This is a genomic window from Flavobacterium sp. CF108 (assembly GCF_900129795.1).
Taxonomy (GTDB): Bacteria; Bacteroidota; Bacteroidia; order Flavobacteriales; family Flavobacteriaceae; genus Flavobacterium.
On record NZ_FQWW01000003.1, the window covers coordinates 233,072 to 247,779 of the forward strand.

The window sequence follows — 14,708 nt, forward strand, 5'->3', positions numbered from 1 at the left end:
CTGTAAAATCTGTGGGCAATTATTTTAAAAGCTCAATCTGGTTTCGGTTGAGTTTGACCAAACCTCGCTGTTCCATTTTTTTTAGTAAACGTGAAACCACTTCTCTTGAGGTGTTTAATTCGGTGGCGATTTCCTGGTGTGAAAGTTTGACTTCAGAACAGCCGCAGGCATCAGAATGTCTTTTTAGGTAAAATTCCAAACGCTCGTCCATAGAACGAAAAGCGATATTATCGACAACTTCCAGAACTTCTTCAAAACGACTTCTATACGTTTCGATAACAAATTCGTACCAAGAACGGTGTTCCATCATCCATTTATCCATCATTTGCAGCGGAATCATCATTACCGAAACATCTTCGACTACTTTTGCCATGATTTGGCTTTTCTCGCTTTTTGCAGTGCAGATCATCGAAATGGCGCAGGCTTGTCCGGGCTGTAAGTAATACATTAAAAACTCGCCGCCATCTTCGCCTTCACGGTAAATTTTGATTTTTCCTTTCGTAATCAAAACCGTGTTTTTAATATATTGTCCGGTGCGCATTAAAATAGTTCCGGCTTCAAAATCCTGATGGCTTCCGTTTTCTTCAATAGTAGCAATAAGTTCGCTGGAGAAATTAGGAAAGATGGTTTTTAATGAATTTTGCATGGATTATATTTTTTTGCCACGAATTACACGAATTTTCACGAATTAGTTTAGTGCTTATTCTTGAATTGATGACGAATGTTTTTTTTAAATATAGGATGTCTTTACTATGTGTTGAAAATTATTTTTTTGACGCGAATTTTACAAAATTCCAAAAATTAATTCGTGAAAATTCGCGTAATTCGTGGCAAACCATTTTATCAAAAAGAGATTAAATACTATAATTTTTTACAAAGATAATAGATTCAGCTGTCATTAATTGTCAGAAAACTATATTTAAAGGTATTTTGAGCAAATGAAAAAATCCTATTTTCTATCGATTTTATAGGGTGTATTTTTAAAAATAGTAAGTAAATTTGTGTTTCACTGATTATAATACTTTCTCTAAAACGTTTTCTGAGAATAATAATCGAAATCGCATTTGGCACGTTTTTAATTAATAGAAACGTCGTAATTTTACAAAAACACATTTATTATGAATTTATCACAAGAAGATTGGGTTAATCAGCTGGCTGCTGACGAGAATGCAGTTATACTGGACGTAAGAACTGAAGACGAATTTAATGATGGCTATATTGAAAATGCTTTAAACATTGATATCAATAAAGGTCAGGGTTTTATTTATGAAATCGAAGAATTAGATAAAAATAAAAACTACTACGTGTATTGTCGTTCTGGAGCCAGAAGTGCAAAAGCATGCCAGGTTATGAATGAGTTAGGCATCGAAAATGCCTATAATCTGCTAGGCGGAATCCTGGACTGGGAAGGCGAAACCGTACAACCATAAAATGAAAAAGAGGCATAAAAAAGCCTCTTTTTTCATTAAACCACTATTAATAACCAAATAAAAATTACCAGATTATGAGTTTAATTCCAGAAGAGTTTGAGATTAAAAACCTTATAAATCAAGACACTTACCTTGTAAATGGAGAATTAAAACAATGGACAGGGCAAACCACACCTGTTTTTTCGACTATTTCTTCTACAGAAAAATATACGCCAACATTATTAGGATCTATTCCGTTTATGGCAGAAGCAGAAGCTGCGGAAGTTGTTGAAGCTGCAAATGCGGCCTACAATAAAGGGCAGGGATTATGGCCAACTATGAAAGTAGCTGACCGTATTAAATGCATGGAGAATTTCGTTACCCAAATGAAAGAAACACGTGAAGAAGTAGTGAAACTTTTGATGTGGGAAATTGGAAAAAACCTTGGCGATTCTCAAAAAGAATTTGACAGAACTGTCGAATATATTTATGACACCATTGCCAGCTACAAAGAATTAAACGGACGAAGCGCGCATTTTGAAAAAGTGCAGGGTGTAAACGCCATGATTCGCCGCGGGCCTCTTGGAGTAGTTTTGTGCCTTGGGCCTTACAATTATCCTTTAAACGAAACTTTCTCTTTATTGATTCCGGCTTTAATTATGGGTAACACTGTGATCTTTAAACCGGCTAAACATGGTGTATTGTGTATTTCACCATTGTTAGAAGCTTTTAGAAGCAGTTTTCCAAAAGGCGTTATCAATATCGTTTACGGTAGAGGAAGAGAAGTAGCTTCTCCAATTATGAAATCTGGAAAAATTGATGTTTTGGCATTAATTGGAAACAGTAAATCGGCGATTGCTTTACAAGATCAACATCCAAATAAAAACAGACTTCGTTTGATTTTAGGATTAGAAGCTAAAAACCCGGCGATTATTCTTCCGGATGCCGATTTAGATTTGGCAATTCAGGAATGTATTACTGGAACTCTGTCTTTCAACGGACAGCGTTGTACAGCATTAAAAGTTTTATATGTTCACGAATCAATTATAGAAGAGTTTAATAAAAGATTCTCTGAAAAAGTAGATGCATTACAATTTGGAAATCCGTGGGAAAAAGGAGCTGCATTAACACCGCTTCCAGAAACAGATAAACCACATTATATTCAGGGATTAATTGACGATGCTGTTCATAAAGGCGCTAAAATCCTGAATGAAAAAGGAGGAAAACATACAGATAATTTTATTTTTCCAGCCGTTTTATATCCGGTAAACAGCAAAATGCGTGTGTATCACGAAGAACAATTTGGGCCGGTAGTTCCAGTTATTTCTTTTAAAGATATTCAGCAGCCGTTAGAAGATATGGCTGAATCTAATTACGGACAGCAAGTGAGTTTGTTTGGAAAAGATATTAAAACTCTTGCACCGCTTATCGACGCTTTGGTAAACTTAGTATGCCGTGTGAACTTAAACAGTTCTTGCCAAAGAGGGCCGGATGCTTTCCCATTTACAGGTCGTAAAGATTCTGCAGTAGGTACTTTAAGTATTCCAGATGCTTTGCGTTCTTTCTCAATTCGTACGTTTGTCGCTTCAAAAGATATCGCTTATAACAATGAAATTTTGCAGGAATTGCTAAACAGCAAGGAATCAAACTTCATTAATACCGACTATATTTTGTAGTATCAAGGTTATATATTAATTGTAGATACCGTCTTTTTCTTCTTGAATTAGGCGGTTTTTCTTTTTTTATAAGGTGCTGAGATTCTGAGTTGCTAAGATTCTAAGTTTTTTTAATTTTTTATTCTTTAAAAATATAATTTTATAAAGTTTTGTAACATTATTTCAAAAATTGGGTCTTATTAAAATCATTTAATCAGCAAACCAAAAAACAACTTATGAAAAAAAGACTATCTCAATTTGCATTTATTGCATTTTTGTTTTTGGCACAAACCAGCTTTGCACAAGAGCTTTATATGCCCCGAAATATTCAACAAGCTTACGCCAAAGGTACTCGCTCGAAAGACGGAAAACCCGGAAAAAACTACTGGCAGAACCACGGAAAATATACGATGGATATTACCGTTGATGCTAAAACAAAATTGGTCAGCGGAACAGAAACAATCGTTTACGAAAACAACAGTAACGATAGTTTAAGAAATCTTGCGATTCGATTTGTAAATAATCTTCATAAACCTTCTTCACCAAGAGGCGGAAGCGTAAGTGACGATTTTTTAAGTAACGGCTTAACAATTACATCTCTAAAAGTGGCTGACGTAGTCTATAAAGAAGATGCCAGAAGCTGGGGAACTGTTGGAAATGTAAAATTGAAAAAAGCAATTGCACCACATTCTAAAATTACCATTAATATCGACTGGAATTATCCTTTATCTAAAGAAAGCGGAAGAGAAGGGCAAATTGACGAAACTACATTTTTTGTAGCGTATAGTTATCCTAGAGTTTCTGTTTTTGATGATTATAATGGCTGGGACAGATTAGCACATACAGATCGTCAGGAGTTTTACAATGATTTCAACGATTATGTTTACTCTGTAAAAGCACCAAAAAATTACGTGGTTTATGCAACTGGAGATTTCTTAAATCCAGATGAGGTTTTACAACCTGAGTTTGCTGCACGTTTGAAAAAATCATACGTAACAGATGAAATCCTGCATATCGCAAACGAACAGGAAATGAAAAGCGGTATCGTGACCAAACAAAACGACTGGAATGTCTGGAAATTTGAAGTTAAAAATATCTCAGATGTATGTTTTGGTTTAAGCGATCACTATTTATGGGATGCGAGCAGCGTTGTGGTAGATAAAAAAACAAATCGCCGCGCCAGCGTTCAGGCAGCTTATGATGTAAAAGGAACTGATTTTGTGAATTCAATTAAAAACAATCAATATGCTTTAGATTGGTTTTCTAATAACTGGCCTGGAGTTCCGTATCCTTTTTCTAAAATGACAGCTTTTCAGGGTTTTGCTGATATGGAATATCCAATGATGTGTAACGACTCACAAATGAATGATCCAAAATTTGCTCAATTAGTTCAGGATCATGAAGTAGCACATACTTATTTTCCTTTTTACATGGGAATCAACGAAACTCGTTATGCATTTATGGATGAAGGCTGGGCAACCACTTTTGAATATTTAATCGGAATTGCTGAACACGGAAAAGAAGCAGCAGATAAATTTTATAAAGAATTTAGAGTTGAAGATTATATCAATGATAAATCAACAGAAGAAGATCAGCCAATAATCACAATGTCAACACAAGTTTCTGGTCCGGGTTATGGAAATAACTCTTACGGAAAAGCTTCTCTTTCTTATATAGCTTTAAAAGATCTACTTGGAGACGATTTATTCAAAAAATCACTGCATCATTATATGGATACCTGGAATGGGAAACACCCAATTCCGTGGGATTATTTTAATTCGATGAATACAGCTTCAGGAAAAAACCTGAATTGGTTTTTCAATAACTGGTTCTTTACAAACAATTACATTGATCTTTCGGTTAAAGACGTTTCAAAAAATACAGTTTCTATCGAAAACAAAGGAGGATTTGCCATTCCGTTTGATGTAAATATTGTTTATGCTGATGATACAACAGAAATAGTACATCAAAATCCGGGAGTTTGGGAGAAAAACCAAAATTCAGTTTCGGTAGCTTTGAAGGGCAAAAAGCAAATTAAAAAAATTACGCTGGATGGCGGCATTTTCATGGATGCTACACCAGACAATAATACTTGGGCAGCCAAATAAAAAATTAAAAGCCGTCTTTTTCTAATGATTAAGACGGTTTTTTATCCGTTATAAAAATCTTTTAACAATCAACCAAAATAAAATAACCAATTATGAAAAGTAGCTTAGTTAGGATTTTAATAAATAAACTAACCTTGTTTTTTGTTTTTTTAATGCTGTCTAATTTTGGATTTGCCCAGAAAAACTCAAAAATCGAAATAGGAACTATCGATAGTATTTCTTCAAAAATATTAAACGAGAAACGCAAAATATGGATTCATTTGCCCAAAAGCGCTCAAAATATCGGATTTGCAAAACAAAAATATCCTGTAGTTTATCTTCTCGACGGCGATGGTCATTTTAGTTCGGTTGTTGGGATAATCGAAGAATTAAGTGAAGTAAACGGAAACACAAACTGCCCGGAAATGATTGTGGTTGGGATTACAAATACAAATCGTAATCGGGATTTAACGCCAACACATTCTGAGGTTGATCTTCCGTTTGTGCCTAAAAATCTAAGTGAACAATCTGGCGGCGGCGAAAAATTTGCTGAGTTTCTGGAAAAAGAACTAATTCCGTATATCGATGCTAAATACCCAACTGCGCCGTACAAAACATTAGTAGGCCATTCTTTTGGAGGATTAACGGTTATGAATATTTTGACCAATCATACTTCTTTATTCAATTCATACGTTTCCATTGACCCAAGTATGTGGTGGGATCACGATCAGTTTTTAAAAGAAACCACCAAAAAATTAACCACAAAAAACTTAGCCAATATTTCATTGTTTTTAGGAGCTGCCAATACAATGGATGATAATATGGATGTTATAAAAGTTAGAAAAGATACAACTGTTTTTACAAGACATATCAGGGCCATTTTAGATTTAAATGATTTCCTGAAGCAGCATAAAAAAAGTAATCTTAATTATGATTACAAATATTATAACGAAGATAATCACGGTTCTGTACCTTTAATTGCAACTTATGATGCTTTTCGTTTTATCTTTAAATTCAATCAATTAAAGCTTTCTATACCGGAGCAGATTAATTTTAATAAAAACGTTTTTACTAAAATTGAAAAACACTATAAAGATGTTTCAAAACATTTAGGATATAAAGTATATGTGCCTGAAAACACAGTGAATAATTTTGCGTATCAATCGCTTGGGAAAAAAGATTTAGAATTTGCAGGGTATTTATTTAAACTTAATGTTGTCAATTATCCGCAAAGCCCAAATGTATACGATTCATTAGGCGATTTTTATGAAGCAAGCGGCGATAAGAAAAACGCAATTGCAAATTATGAAAAGGTGTTAGCAATGGATAAAAACTTTCCTGATACAAAAGGAAAATTAGATAAGCTTTTAAAATAAAACAGAGAAAATGTCAGGAGAAAAAGATCTTCAAAAATTACTTAAAACAATGAAACCTGAACACAAGCAGGGCGATTATGTTTTTTGTAAAGTTGATACATTAGAGAATTTCAATTTAGATGAAGTTGAAATGTTTTTTAGGGAAAAAGAAGCGATAACCATTATTCTGAAAGAAGAAATAGCAGTAAAAATGAAACTGAATTACTTTGTAGTAATGTCATGGATAACGCTTACTGTACATTCTTCGCTTGAAGCTGTTGGCTTAACAGCAGCATTTTCAAAAGCACTTTCAGACAACAATATAAGCTGTAATGTTGTTGCGGCATTTTATCACGACCATATTTTTGTCAATAAAAAAGATGTTACAAAAGCAATGACAATTTTAAATTCATTTTCAAATTAAAATTATATCAGATTAAACCTATTTTTTATTTCGTTTTGTAAGAAAAATATTCTAATATTGCAAAATAAAAAATAAAGTTTAAATAGATGAAAAATTATTTGATCCTTATCATTTTGCTTTTTTCAGTAAAAAGTATAGCGCAAAATGCTACAAAGGAGACATTTCAGAAAAATAAATACGAATTAGCGCTTTCTTATTTAAAAAAATCAGAGTATGTAAAAGCTCTTGATTTATTTTCGGTAGTATCCAAAATTAAACCGGAAAATGAAATTGGACAGGAATCATTAAAAGAGATTGATACCTTAAAGGAAATCTTAAGAAAAGATATTTTAGAGAAAATAAGCGGAACATGGTTAGTTACGGGCGATAAACCAATTTGGACAGTTACTGCCCATGAGGATTTTAAAAACCAAAAAGTTGATAAATTAGTTGAAGTAGCGCAGGATAAAATTTTATTTTATGAGCAGGATCGTAAATCGAAAGTAAAAACACTAATTAAAACAGAGGATTTGCTTTACTTTAATACTGACAGATCAGATTCTTTATATTCGGCATTTATTTTATCAGACGGAAGGGTTTGGGATTGCCTTTTAAATGAAGATAATAAAGTAATGCGTGCCATTAATATAGCAAAATACGGAAAAAAAGGTGTTAAAAAAATAACCGAAAACAATCCTGAAGTTTATTTTGTAAGAACGAAGTAATACTGCAAATCAATATAACTAGAGAGGGAATCTGTTTTAAGATTCCCTTTTTTTATTTTAAAATTAATGTAATTTTGAAATATCAGAAATAAACATAAAATGGAAATTAAAGCAATTCAAGCTTCGCAAACCTGGCAAATCCGACATGAAGTAATGTGGCCGGATCAGCCTTTTGAATTTGTACAATTAGAAGAAGACAATTCAGGATTTCATTTTGGAGTTTCTGAAGGGGATAAATTAGTTTCTATAGTTTCCTGTTTTATTGAAGGTAAAGAAATGCAGTTTCGAAAATTAGCTACTTTAACAGTATATCAAGGAAAAGGAATTGCTTCTCATCTTTTAGAATATATTTTACAGTTTGCAAAAGAAAAGCATTTAGAAAAAGTTTGGTGCAATGCCAGAACCAATAAAAAGTCCTTTTATGAAAAATTTGGAATGAAAGATACTTTTAAAACTTTTACTAAAGCTGGACAGGAATTTACCATTATGGAAATCATTTTTTTAAAATAGATTCCTACATTCTTCTAATAATTTAATAGTAAGATGTTTATTGTCTTAAAATACTTTAAAAAACGTCGTTTTTAAATGTAATTTTAATGTAATAAAAAAATGAAAACGTTTTCGTTTTATATAACTGTTAAACCTTGTTAAAAATTCTTTTTTTGTTTTGATAGTTTTACTACTTTCGCACCCAAATGAGAAAGTTAATAGTATTTTTAGTATTCATGAATTTGCTTCTGCTAGGCGGAGGCCAATATCTTAATGCCAATACTTTTTCTCATCATCATAACCTTGCACAGAAACATAGAGTTAAATTTACGAGCCAGGATCGTGGAAGTTCTATAATTGAAGATGCCGATGTTGATCTTGAAGAAGATCTTTTAGGAAATGATGATACTTTACTTACGAACAAGCTTTTTGCTGCTTCGTACAGCTTAGTAGACAATTTGTATCTGGCACTTTCAGATCAGTCTGCAGCGAATGATTCCAATCGTTTTAAAATTTTTACGCCTTCTCTAGGGCATTCAAATCCTATCTACATTACTCAACGAGTATTAAGAATTTGATTTTACAGTATACATCGGTTACCTAAGTCGTGATCTGCATATCTCGTTGATGTATATTTTTTTACTTCTGCTTATATGAAAATTAAGTTCTGACTTCAGGCTTGCTGATGCATTTTATCATCTAAAGAAATCATTATTCCAAGCATTCAATCGCTTAATTTCCAAACTAAATCATGAAAAAAATTATCGTGTTCACGGGCTTGTTTGCCCTAGTGTGCCTAACTAGCTGTACATCTAAAAAAGAAGAAAAAGAAGAAGCTGAAAAATTCACGGTTACAAACCCGGTTAGAATTGATACTTCATTTACAAAACAATATGTTTCGCAGATTAAATCTGTTCGAAATATCGAAATCCGCGCCCAGGAAAAAGGGTTTTTACAAAACATTTATGTTGATGAAGGACAGTTTGTAAAAGCGGGTCAGCTGTTGTTCAGAATTATGCCAAACATGTATCAGGCAGAATTATTGAAAGCGCAGGCTGAACAAAAATCAGTAGAAATTGAACTGCAAAATGCTAAATTATTGGCAGATAAAAATATCGTTTCTAAAAACGAATTGAGCGTTGCTCAGGCAAAATTGCAATCTGCAAAAGCAGAAGTTGCATTGGCAAAACTTCATTTATCATTCACAGAAATCAGAGCTCCGTTTGACGGAACAATCGACAGAATTCCTTTAAAATTAGGAAGCCTTATCGACGAAGGCGAATTATTGACAAGCCTTTCAGACAACAGTCAAATGTTTGCTTACTTCAACGTTTCTGAGCCAGAATATCTTCAGTATCAAACAAATGTTAAAGATCGTGCCGAAAATAAAGTGAATTTGGTTTTGGCCAATGGAGATACTTTTAAAGAAAAAGGTAACGTAGAAGTTATCGAAAGTGAATTTGACAATGAAACAGGAAACATTGCTTTTAGAGCAAGATTCCCAAATTCGGCAAAATTGCTTAGAAACGGAGAAACAGGACAAGTCCAAATGATGGTTCCTCTTAAAAATGCTATCGTAATTCCGCAAAAAGCGACTTACGAAATTCAGGATAAAAAATATGTTTTTATAGTTGATAAAAATGATAAAGTAAGCTCAAAAGAAATCACTATTACAGGTGAAATCCCTGATTTGTATGTGATTAAAACGGGACTTAATGAAAATGATAAAATCTTACTTGAAGGTGTTCAGAAAGTAAAAGAAAATGACAAAATCAAATACGAATTTGAGTCTCCTAAAAAGGTAGTTAACAACCTGCGCTTAAAAGCAGAGTAAGTTTTTTGTTTTAATTGTTTCAGGTTTCAGGTTTCAAGTTCGCACTGAAAACCTGAAACCTGAAACTTGAAACTTGAAACCCTTTTTAAACTTCAAATAAGTTTAATCATTAAAAAAATATAAAAATGTTTAATAAATTTATTCAAAGACCAGTATTGTCGATAGTGATATCGTTGATTATTGTCTTTTTAGGAGTATTGTCGGTATTGAATTTACCAATTACCCAATTCCCTACAATCTCACCACCAATGGTGAATGTTACTGCGGATTATCCGGGATCTAACGGTGAGTTGATGATCAAGTCGGTTGTTATTCCTTTGGAAAGAGCCTTAAATGGAGTTCCGGGAATGAAATACATGACTTCTGATGCCGGAAATGATGGTGAAGCTAATATAAAAGTAGTGTTTAACTTAGGGACAGACCCTAATCAGGCTGCAATTAACGTTCAAAACCGTGTTGCTTCAGTTACGAACAAATTACCTCCATTAGTAATTAGAGAGGGTATTAAAATTACCCGAGAAGTGCCGAGTATGCTGATGTACGTGAACCTTTACAGTACAGACAAAAATACCGACATGAAGTTCTTGTACAACTATGCTGACATCAACGTACTTTCAGAATTGAAAAGGGTAAATGGTATTGGTTCTGGAGATATTTTAGGAACACGTGAATATGCAATGCGTATCTGGTTGAAACCAGATCGTATGCTGGCTTATAAAATTTCTGCTGATGAGGTAATGGAAGCATTATCTAGTCAGAGTTTGGAGGCTTCACCGGGTAAAACAGGAGAAAGTTCTGGTAAACGTTCTCAGGCATTTGAATATGTATTGAAATATTCGGGGCGTTTTACAACAAAAGAACAATATGAGAACATTGTTGTAAAATCAAATTCAAACGGAGAGCTTTTAAGATTGAAAGATGTTGCTAAAGTTGAATTTGGAAGCTCGATGTACGATATCTATTCTAATTTGAATGGAAGACCATCTGCAGCGATTGTATTAAAACAGTCTTTTGGAAGTAATGCCAATCAGGTTATTGAAGAAGTAAAGGCTAAATTGGAAAAAATCAAACAGAGATTTCCTAAAGGAATGGATTATGAAATCTCGTATGACGTCTCTAAATTCCTTGATGCTTCTATCGAAAAAGTAATCCATACTCTTGTTGAAGCTTTTATTCTGGTAGGTCTGGTAGTTTTCCTTTTCTTAGGAGACTGGCGTTCTACGGTTATTCCTGCAATTGCGGTACCCGTTTCATTAGTTGGAACGTTTGTGTTCATGACATTCTTTGATATTTCATTGAACTTAATTACGTTGTTTGCTTTGGTTTTGGCAATTGGGGTTGTCGTCGATGATGCTATTGTGGTTATTGAAGCCGTTCACGCCAAGATGGAAGAAGAACATCTCTCACCATTTAAAGCGACTAAAAAAGCGATGCACGAGATTGCAGGAGCAATTATCGCAATTACTTTCTTAATGGCTGCGGTATTTATTCCTGTTGCTTTTATGTCGGGTCCTGTTGGAGTATTTTACAGACAGTTCTCTGTAACTATGGCAACTGCGATTATCCTTTCGGGTATTGTGGCTTTGACATTGACACCGGCACTTTGTGCGATGATGTTAAAAAATAATCATGGAAAACCTAAAAAGAAAACACCGGCAAATAGATTTATAGATGCTTTCAACGAAAAGTTCAATTTAGCGCAAGGTAAATATCAAAATCTATTAGGCAAAATTGTTAACAGAAGAGTTGTTACCATTGTTGCACTTCTAGGTTTCTGTGCTGGAACATGGTTAATAAGCAGTTCAGTTCCTTCAGGATTTATTCCTAATGAGGATCAGGGAATGTTTTATGCCGTAATTCAGACACCTCCAGGTTCATCTTTAGAAAGGACTAATAATATTGCTGAGAGAGTTCAAAAAATTGCCGAAGATATCGATGGAGTAAAATCAGTTTCGTCGTTAGCAGGTTATGAGATTCTGTCTGAAGGCACCGGTTCTAATTCAGGAACTTGTTTGGTTAACCTTAAAGACTGGAGTGACAGAAAAGAATCTGTTGTTGAGATTATGCATGAAATGGAGGAAAAATGTAAAGATATTACTGGAGCTAATATCGAATTTTTCCAGCCGCCTGCTGTACCTGGATATGGTGCTGCCGGAGGATTTGAGCTTCGTTTATTAGACAAAACGGGTTCTGTAGATTATAAGAGAATGGAACAGGTAAATAACGATTTTGTTGCTGAATTGAACAAACAACCGGAATTATCAAACGTATTTAGTTTTTATAGCTCTAGTTTTCCTCAATACATGATGAAAGTCGACAATGACTTAGCACAGCAAAAAGGAGTTTCTATCGAAAATGCCATGAATACTTTGTCAACTCTTGTGGGAAGTAACTACGAAATCAGTTTTATTAAATTCGGAATCAACTATAAAGTAATTGTTCAGGCTTCACCGGAATATCGTGCACAGCCAGATGATATTTTAAAATTGTATGTGAAAAACAATCGTGATGAAATGGTACCTTTTTCTGCTTTTATGAAATTAGAAAAAGTATACGGACTTTCGGAAATTACGAGACACAACATGTACACTTCTACACAGATCAGTGGTTCTCCAGCTCAGGGCTATAGTTCTGGTACGGCTATTAAAGTAATTCAGGAAGTCGCTGCTAAAAAATTACCTAGAGGTTATGATATTGACTGGGCAGGTATCTCTGCCGATGAGGTTGCACAAGGTAATCAGGCAATTTGGGTATTCTTAATCTGTTTAGGATTTGTTTACTTGGTATTAGCAGCTCAATACGAAAGTTTTATTCTTCCATTATCTGTAATTCTGTCTTTACCTGCGGGTATTTTTGGAGCTTTCCTTTTATTGAAAGTTGCAGGATTAGAAAATAACATTTATGCGCAGGTTGCCATGGTAATGCTTATTGGTTTATTGGGTAAAAATGCCGTATTGATTGTAGAGTTTGCGATACAAAGACACGCAGCAGGAAGAACAGTTTTAGAAGCAGCGATGGAAGGAGCAAAAGCAAGGTTTCGTCCTATTTTGATGACTTCATTTGCTTTTATTGCGGGATTATTACCGCTTGCATTTGCAACTGGTCCGGGTAAAATTGGTAACAGAACCATTGGTACTGCAGCCGCTGGAGGTATGCTTATAGGAACTATTTGCGGAGTATTTGTAATTCCGGGCTTGTATTACATATTTGCCAAAATTGCTGAGAAACACAAACTGGTAAAACATGAAGAAGAAAATCCATTAACAGAAGAAATTGATAACAATCATGTATAAAGTTAAATTATATCAATACAGTATTGCATTGGGTTTATGTCTTGCGGTGGCAGGATGTAAAGCCCCTGCAGCTGAAACAGCAAGTACAAGCGCTCCGGTTCCGGAAGCATTTGGAAGCATAAAATCGCAGGACACTACAAATACATCGACTTTAAAATGGAAAGATTTCTTTAAGGATCAAAACCTTGTAGAGTTGATTGATGTTGCCTTAAAAAACAATCAGGAACTGAATATGACTTTGCAGGAAATTGAAATTGCAAAGAATGATATCAGAGTTCGTAAAGGGGCGCTATTGCCAACAGTTGGGGTTCGTGCGGGTGCAGGGATCGAAAAAGTAGGGCGCTACACAAGCCAGGGGGCAGGTGATGCTACAACAGAAATTAAACCAGGAATTGAAACTCCAGATCCGTTACCGGATTATACAATTGCAGCTTATGCAAACTGGGAAGTAGATATCTGGAAAAAACTGCGTAATTCTAAAAAAGCGGCTGTAAACCGTTATTTAGCAACTGTTGAAGGTAAAAACTTTGTAATTACAAACCTTATCGCTGAGATTGCTGATAATTATTACGAATTATTAGCTTTAGACAGTCAATTAGAGATTGTAAAACAAACTATTGCTTTACAAACAAACGCATTAGAAATTGTAAAAGTTCAAAAACAAGCTGCAAGAGCAACTGAACTTGGAGTTCAGAAATTTCAGGCTGAGGTTTTAACTTCAAAAAGTCTGGAGTTTGATATTTTGCAGAAAATCAAAGAGAACGAAAACAAAATCAACTTTTTGTTAGGACGTTATCCCCAGGATATTAAAAGAGATAAAACCAATTTTACAGATTTGCTTCCGGCAGCTGTAAACTCTGGAATTCCATCTCAATTATTAACAAATCGTCCAGATGTTAAGCAGGCAGAATTAGAATTAGTTGCTGCAAAATTAGATGTAAAAGCAGCTCGTGCAGAATTTTATCCTTCATTGGATATTTCGGCAGCTTTTGGAGTTCAGGCTTTTAAACCATCTTATTTGTTTACATTTCCAGAATCGATTTTATATTCATTAGCCGGAGATATTGCTGCGCCATTAATTAACAGAAATGCGATTAAAGCAGAATTTTCGAGTGCTAATGCAAGACAGCTTCAGGCATTGTACAATTATGATCGTACGATCTTGAATGCGTATTTAGAAGTTTCAACTCAGCTTTCTAAAATTGATAATCTTCAAAAAGGTTACGATTTAAAATCTCAACAAGTTGAGGCGCTAAATAAATCAATTGATGTTTCAAATGATTTATTTAAATCGGCAAGAGTAGATTATTTTGAGGTTTTAATGACGCAAAGAGATGCATTAGAAGCTAAATTAGAATTAATAGATACTAAAAAAGAACAGTTAAATGCTGCGGTTCATGTTTATAGAGACCTGGGCGGCGGATGGAAATAATATTGCCTGTTAATTTGTAGCGAAAA

The 14,708-nt window shown here is 34.2% G+C and carries 12 protein-coding genes; 11 read left to right on the forward strand and 1 reads right to left on the reverse strand.

The genetic code is table 11. The annotated features are described in order from the left end of the window. Positions 1-19 precede the first annotated feature (19 nt). Entirely contained in the window at positions 20-646 is a 627-nt protein-coding gene (locus tag BUE10_RS09695; protein ID WP_053473921.1) for a Crp/Fnr family transcriptional regulator, read from the reverse strand. A 472-nt stretch (positions 647-1,118) separates the two neighbouring features. On the opposite strand from BUE10_RS09695, the gene BUE10_RS09705 reads away from it, so the two are divergent. The 11 genes from BUE10_RS09705 (at position 1,119) to BUE10_RS09755 (ending at position 14,682) form a co-directional block, all read left to right on the forward strand. Beyond that, complete coding sequence (locus BUE10_RS09705; RefSeq protein ID WP_053473922.1) at positions 1,119-1,430, forward strand: rhodanese-like domain-containing protein; 312 nt, start codon at positions 1,119-1,121, stop codon at positions 1,428-1,430. 74 nt (positions 1,431-1,504) lie between these two features. Then, positions 1,505-3,085 carry an NADP-dependent glyceraldehyde-3-phosphate dehydrogenase gene (locus BUE10_RS09710; RefSeq protein WP_073484612.1) on the forward strand — a complete coding sequence of 527 codons (1,581 nt, stop codon included), beginning with the start codon at positions 1,505-1,507 and terminating at the stop codon, positions 3,083-3,085. Positions 3,086-3,300: 215 nt separating this feature from the next. Beyond that, positions 3,301-5,172, forward strand: coding sequence for a M1 family metallopeptidase (locus tag BUE10_RS09715; protein ID WP_073484614.1), 1,872 nt, complete (start codon positions 3,301-3,303; stop codon positions 5,170-5,172). Positions 5,173-5,264: 92 nt separating this feature from the next. Continuing rightward, positions 5,265-6,527, forward strand: coding sequence for an alpha/beta hydrolase-fold protein (locus tag BUE10_RS09720; protein ID WP_073484616.1), 1,263 nt, complete (start codon positions 5,265-5,267; stop codon positions 6,525-6,527). A gap of 10 nt (positions 6,528-6,537) precedes the next feature. Then, entirely contained in the window at positions 6,538-6,930 is a 393-nt protein-coding gene (locus tag BUE10_RS09725) for an ACT domain-containing protein (protein ID WP_073484618.1), read from the forward strand. Between the two features lie 86 nt (positions 6,931-7,016). Further along, positions 7,017-7,634, forward strand: coding sequence for a hypothetical protein (locus BUE10_RS09730; protein WP_073484620.1), 618 nt, complete (start codon positions 7,017-7,019; stop codon positions 7,632-7,634). A gap of 99 nt (positions 7,635-7,733) precedes the next feature. Continuing rightward, complete coding sequence (locus tag BUE10_RS09735; RefSeq protein ID WP_073484622.1) at positions 7,734-8,144, forward strand: GNAT family N-acetyltransferase; 411 nt, start codon at positions 7,734-7,736, stop codon at positions 8,142-8,144. 185 nt (positions 8,145-8,329) lie between these two features. Next, positions 8,330-8,701, forward strand: a complete 372-nt coding sequence (locus BUE10_RS09740) for a hypothetical protein (protein WP_073484624.1) — start codon at positions 8,330-8,332, stop codon at positions 8,699-8,701. Between the two features lie 173 nt (positions 8,702-8,874). Next, positions 8,875-9,957 carry an efflux RND transporter periplasmic adaptor subunit gene (locus BUE10_RS09745; RefSeq protein WP_073484626.1) on the forward strand — a complete coding sequence of 361 codons (1,083 nt, stop codon included), beginning with the start codon at positions 8,875-8,877 and terminating at the stop codon, positions 9,955-9,957. A 125-nt stretch (positions 9,958-10,082) separates the two neighbouring features. Then, positions 10,083-13,250, forward strand: coding sequence for an efflux RND transporter permease subunit (locus BUE10_RS09750; RefSeq protein WP_073484627.1), 3,168 nt, complete (start codon positions 10,083-10,085; stop codon positions 13,248-13,250). Further along, positions 13,243-14,682, forward strand: coding sequence for a TolC family protein (locus BUE10_RS09755; RefSeq protein WP_073484629.1), 1,440 nt, complete (start codon positions 13,243-13,245; stop codon positions 14,680-14,682). Before BUE10_RS09750 ends, BUE10_RS09755 begins: the two co-directional genes overlap by 8 nt. Positions 14,683-14,708: the final 26 nt, after the last annotated feature.

Coding starts and splice junctions, on each gene's coding strand:
- BUE10_RS09750 (WP_073484627.1), top strand. CDS start 10,083: ATGTTTAATAAATTTATTCAAAGACCAGTATTGTCGATAGTGATATCG.
- BUE10_RS09695 (WP_053473921.1), bottom strand. CDS start 646: ATGCAAAATTCATTAAAAACCATCTTTCCTAATTTCTCCAGCGAACTT.
- BUE10_RS09710 (WP_073484612.1), top strand. CDS start 1,505: ATGAGTTTAATTCCAGAAGAGTTTGAGATTAAAAACCTTATAAATCAA.
- BUE10_RS09740 (WP_073484624.1), top strand. CDS start 8,330: ATGAGAAAGTTAATAGTATTTTTAGTATTCATGAATTTGCTTCTGCTA.
- BUE10_RS09705 (WP_053473922.1), top strand. CDS start 1,119: ATGAATTTATCACAAGAAGATTGGGTTAATCAGCTGGCTGCTGACGAG.
- BUE10_RS09720 (WP_073484616.1), top strand. CDS start 5,265: ATGAAAAGTAGCTTAGTTAGGATTTTAATAAATAAACTAACCTTGTTT.
- BUE10_RS09735 (WP_073484622.1), top strand. CDS start 7,734: ATGGAAATTAAAGCAATTCAAGCTTCGCAAACCTGGCAAATCCGACAT.
- BUE10_RS09755 (WP_073484629.1), top strand. CDS start 13,243: ATGTATAAAGTTAAATTATATCAATACAGTATTGCATTGGGTTTATGT.
- BUE10_RS09715 (WP_073484614.1), top strand. CDS start 3,301: ATGAAAAAAAGACTATCTCAATTTGCATTTATTGCATTTTTGTTTTTG.
- BUE10_RS09725 (WP_073484618.1), top strand. CDS start 6,538: ATGTCAGGAGAAAAAGATCTTCAAAAATTACTTAAAACAATGAAACCT.
- BUE10_RS09730 (WP_073484620.1), top strand. CDS start 7,017: ATGAAAAATTATTTGATCCTTATCATTTTGCTTTTTTCAGTAAAAAGT.
- BUE10_RS09745 (WP_073484626.1), top strand. CDS start 8,875: ATGAAAAAAATTATCGTGTTCACGGGCTTGTTTGCCCTAGTGTGCCTA.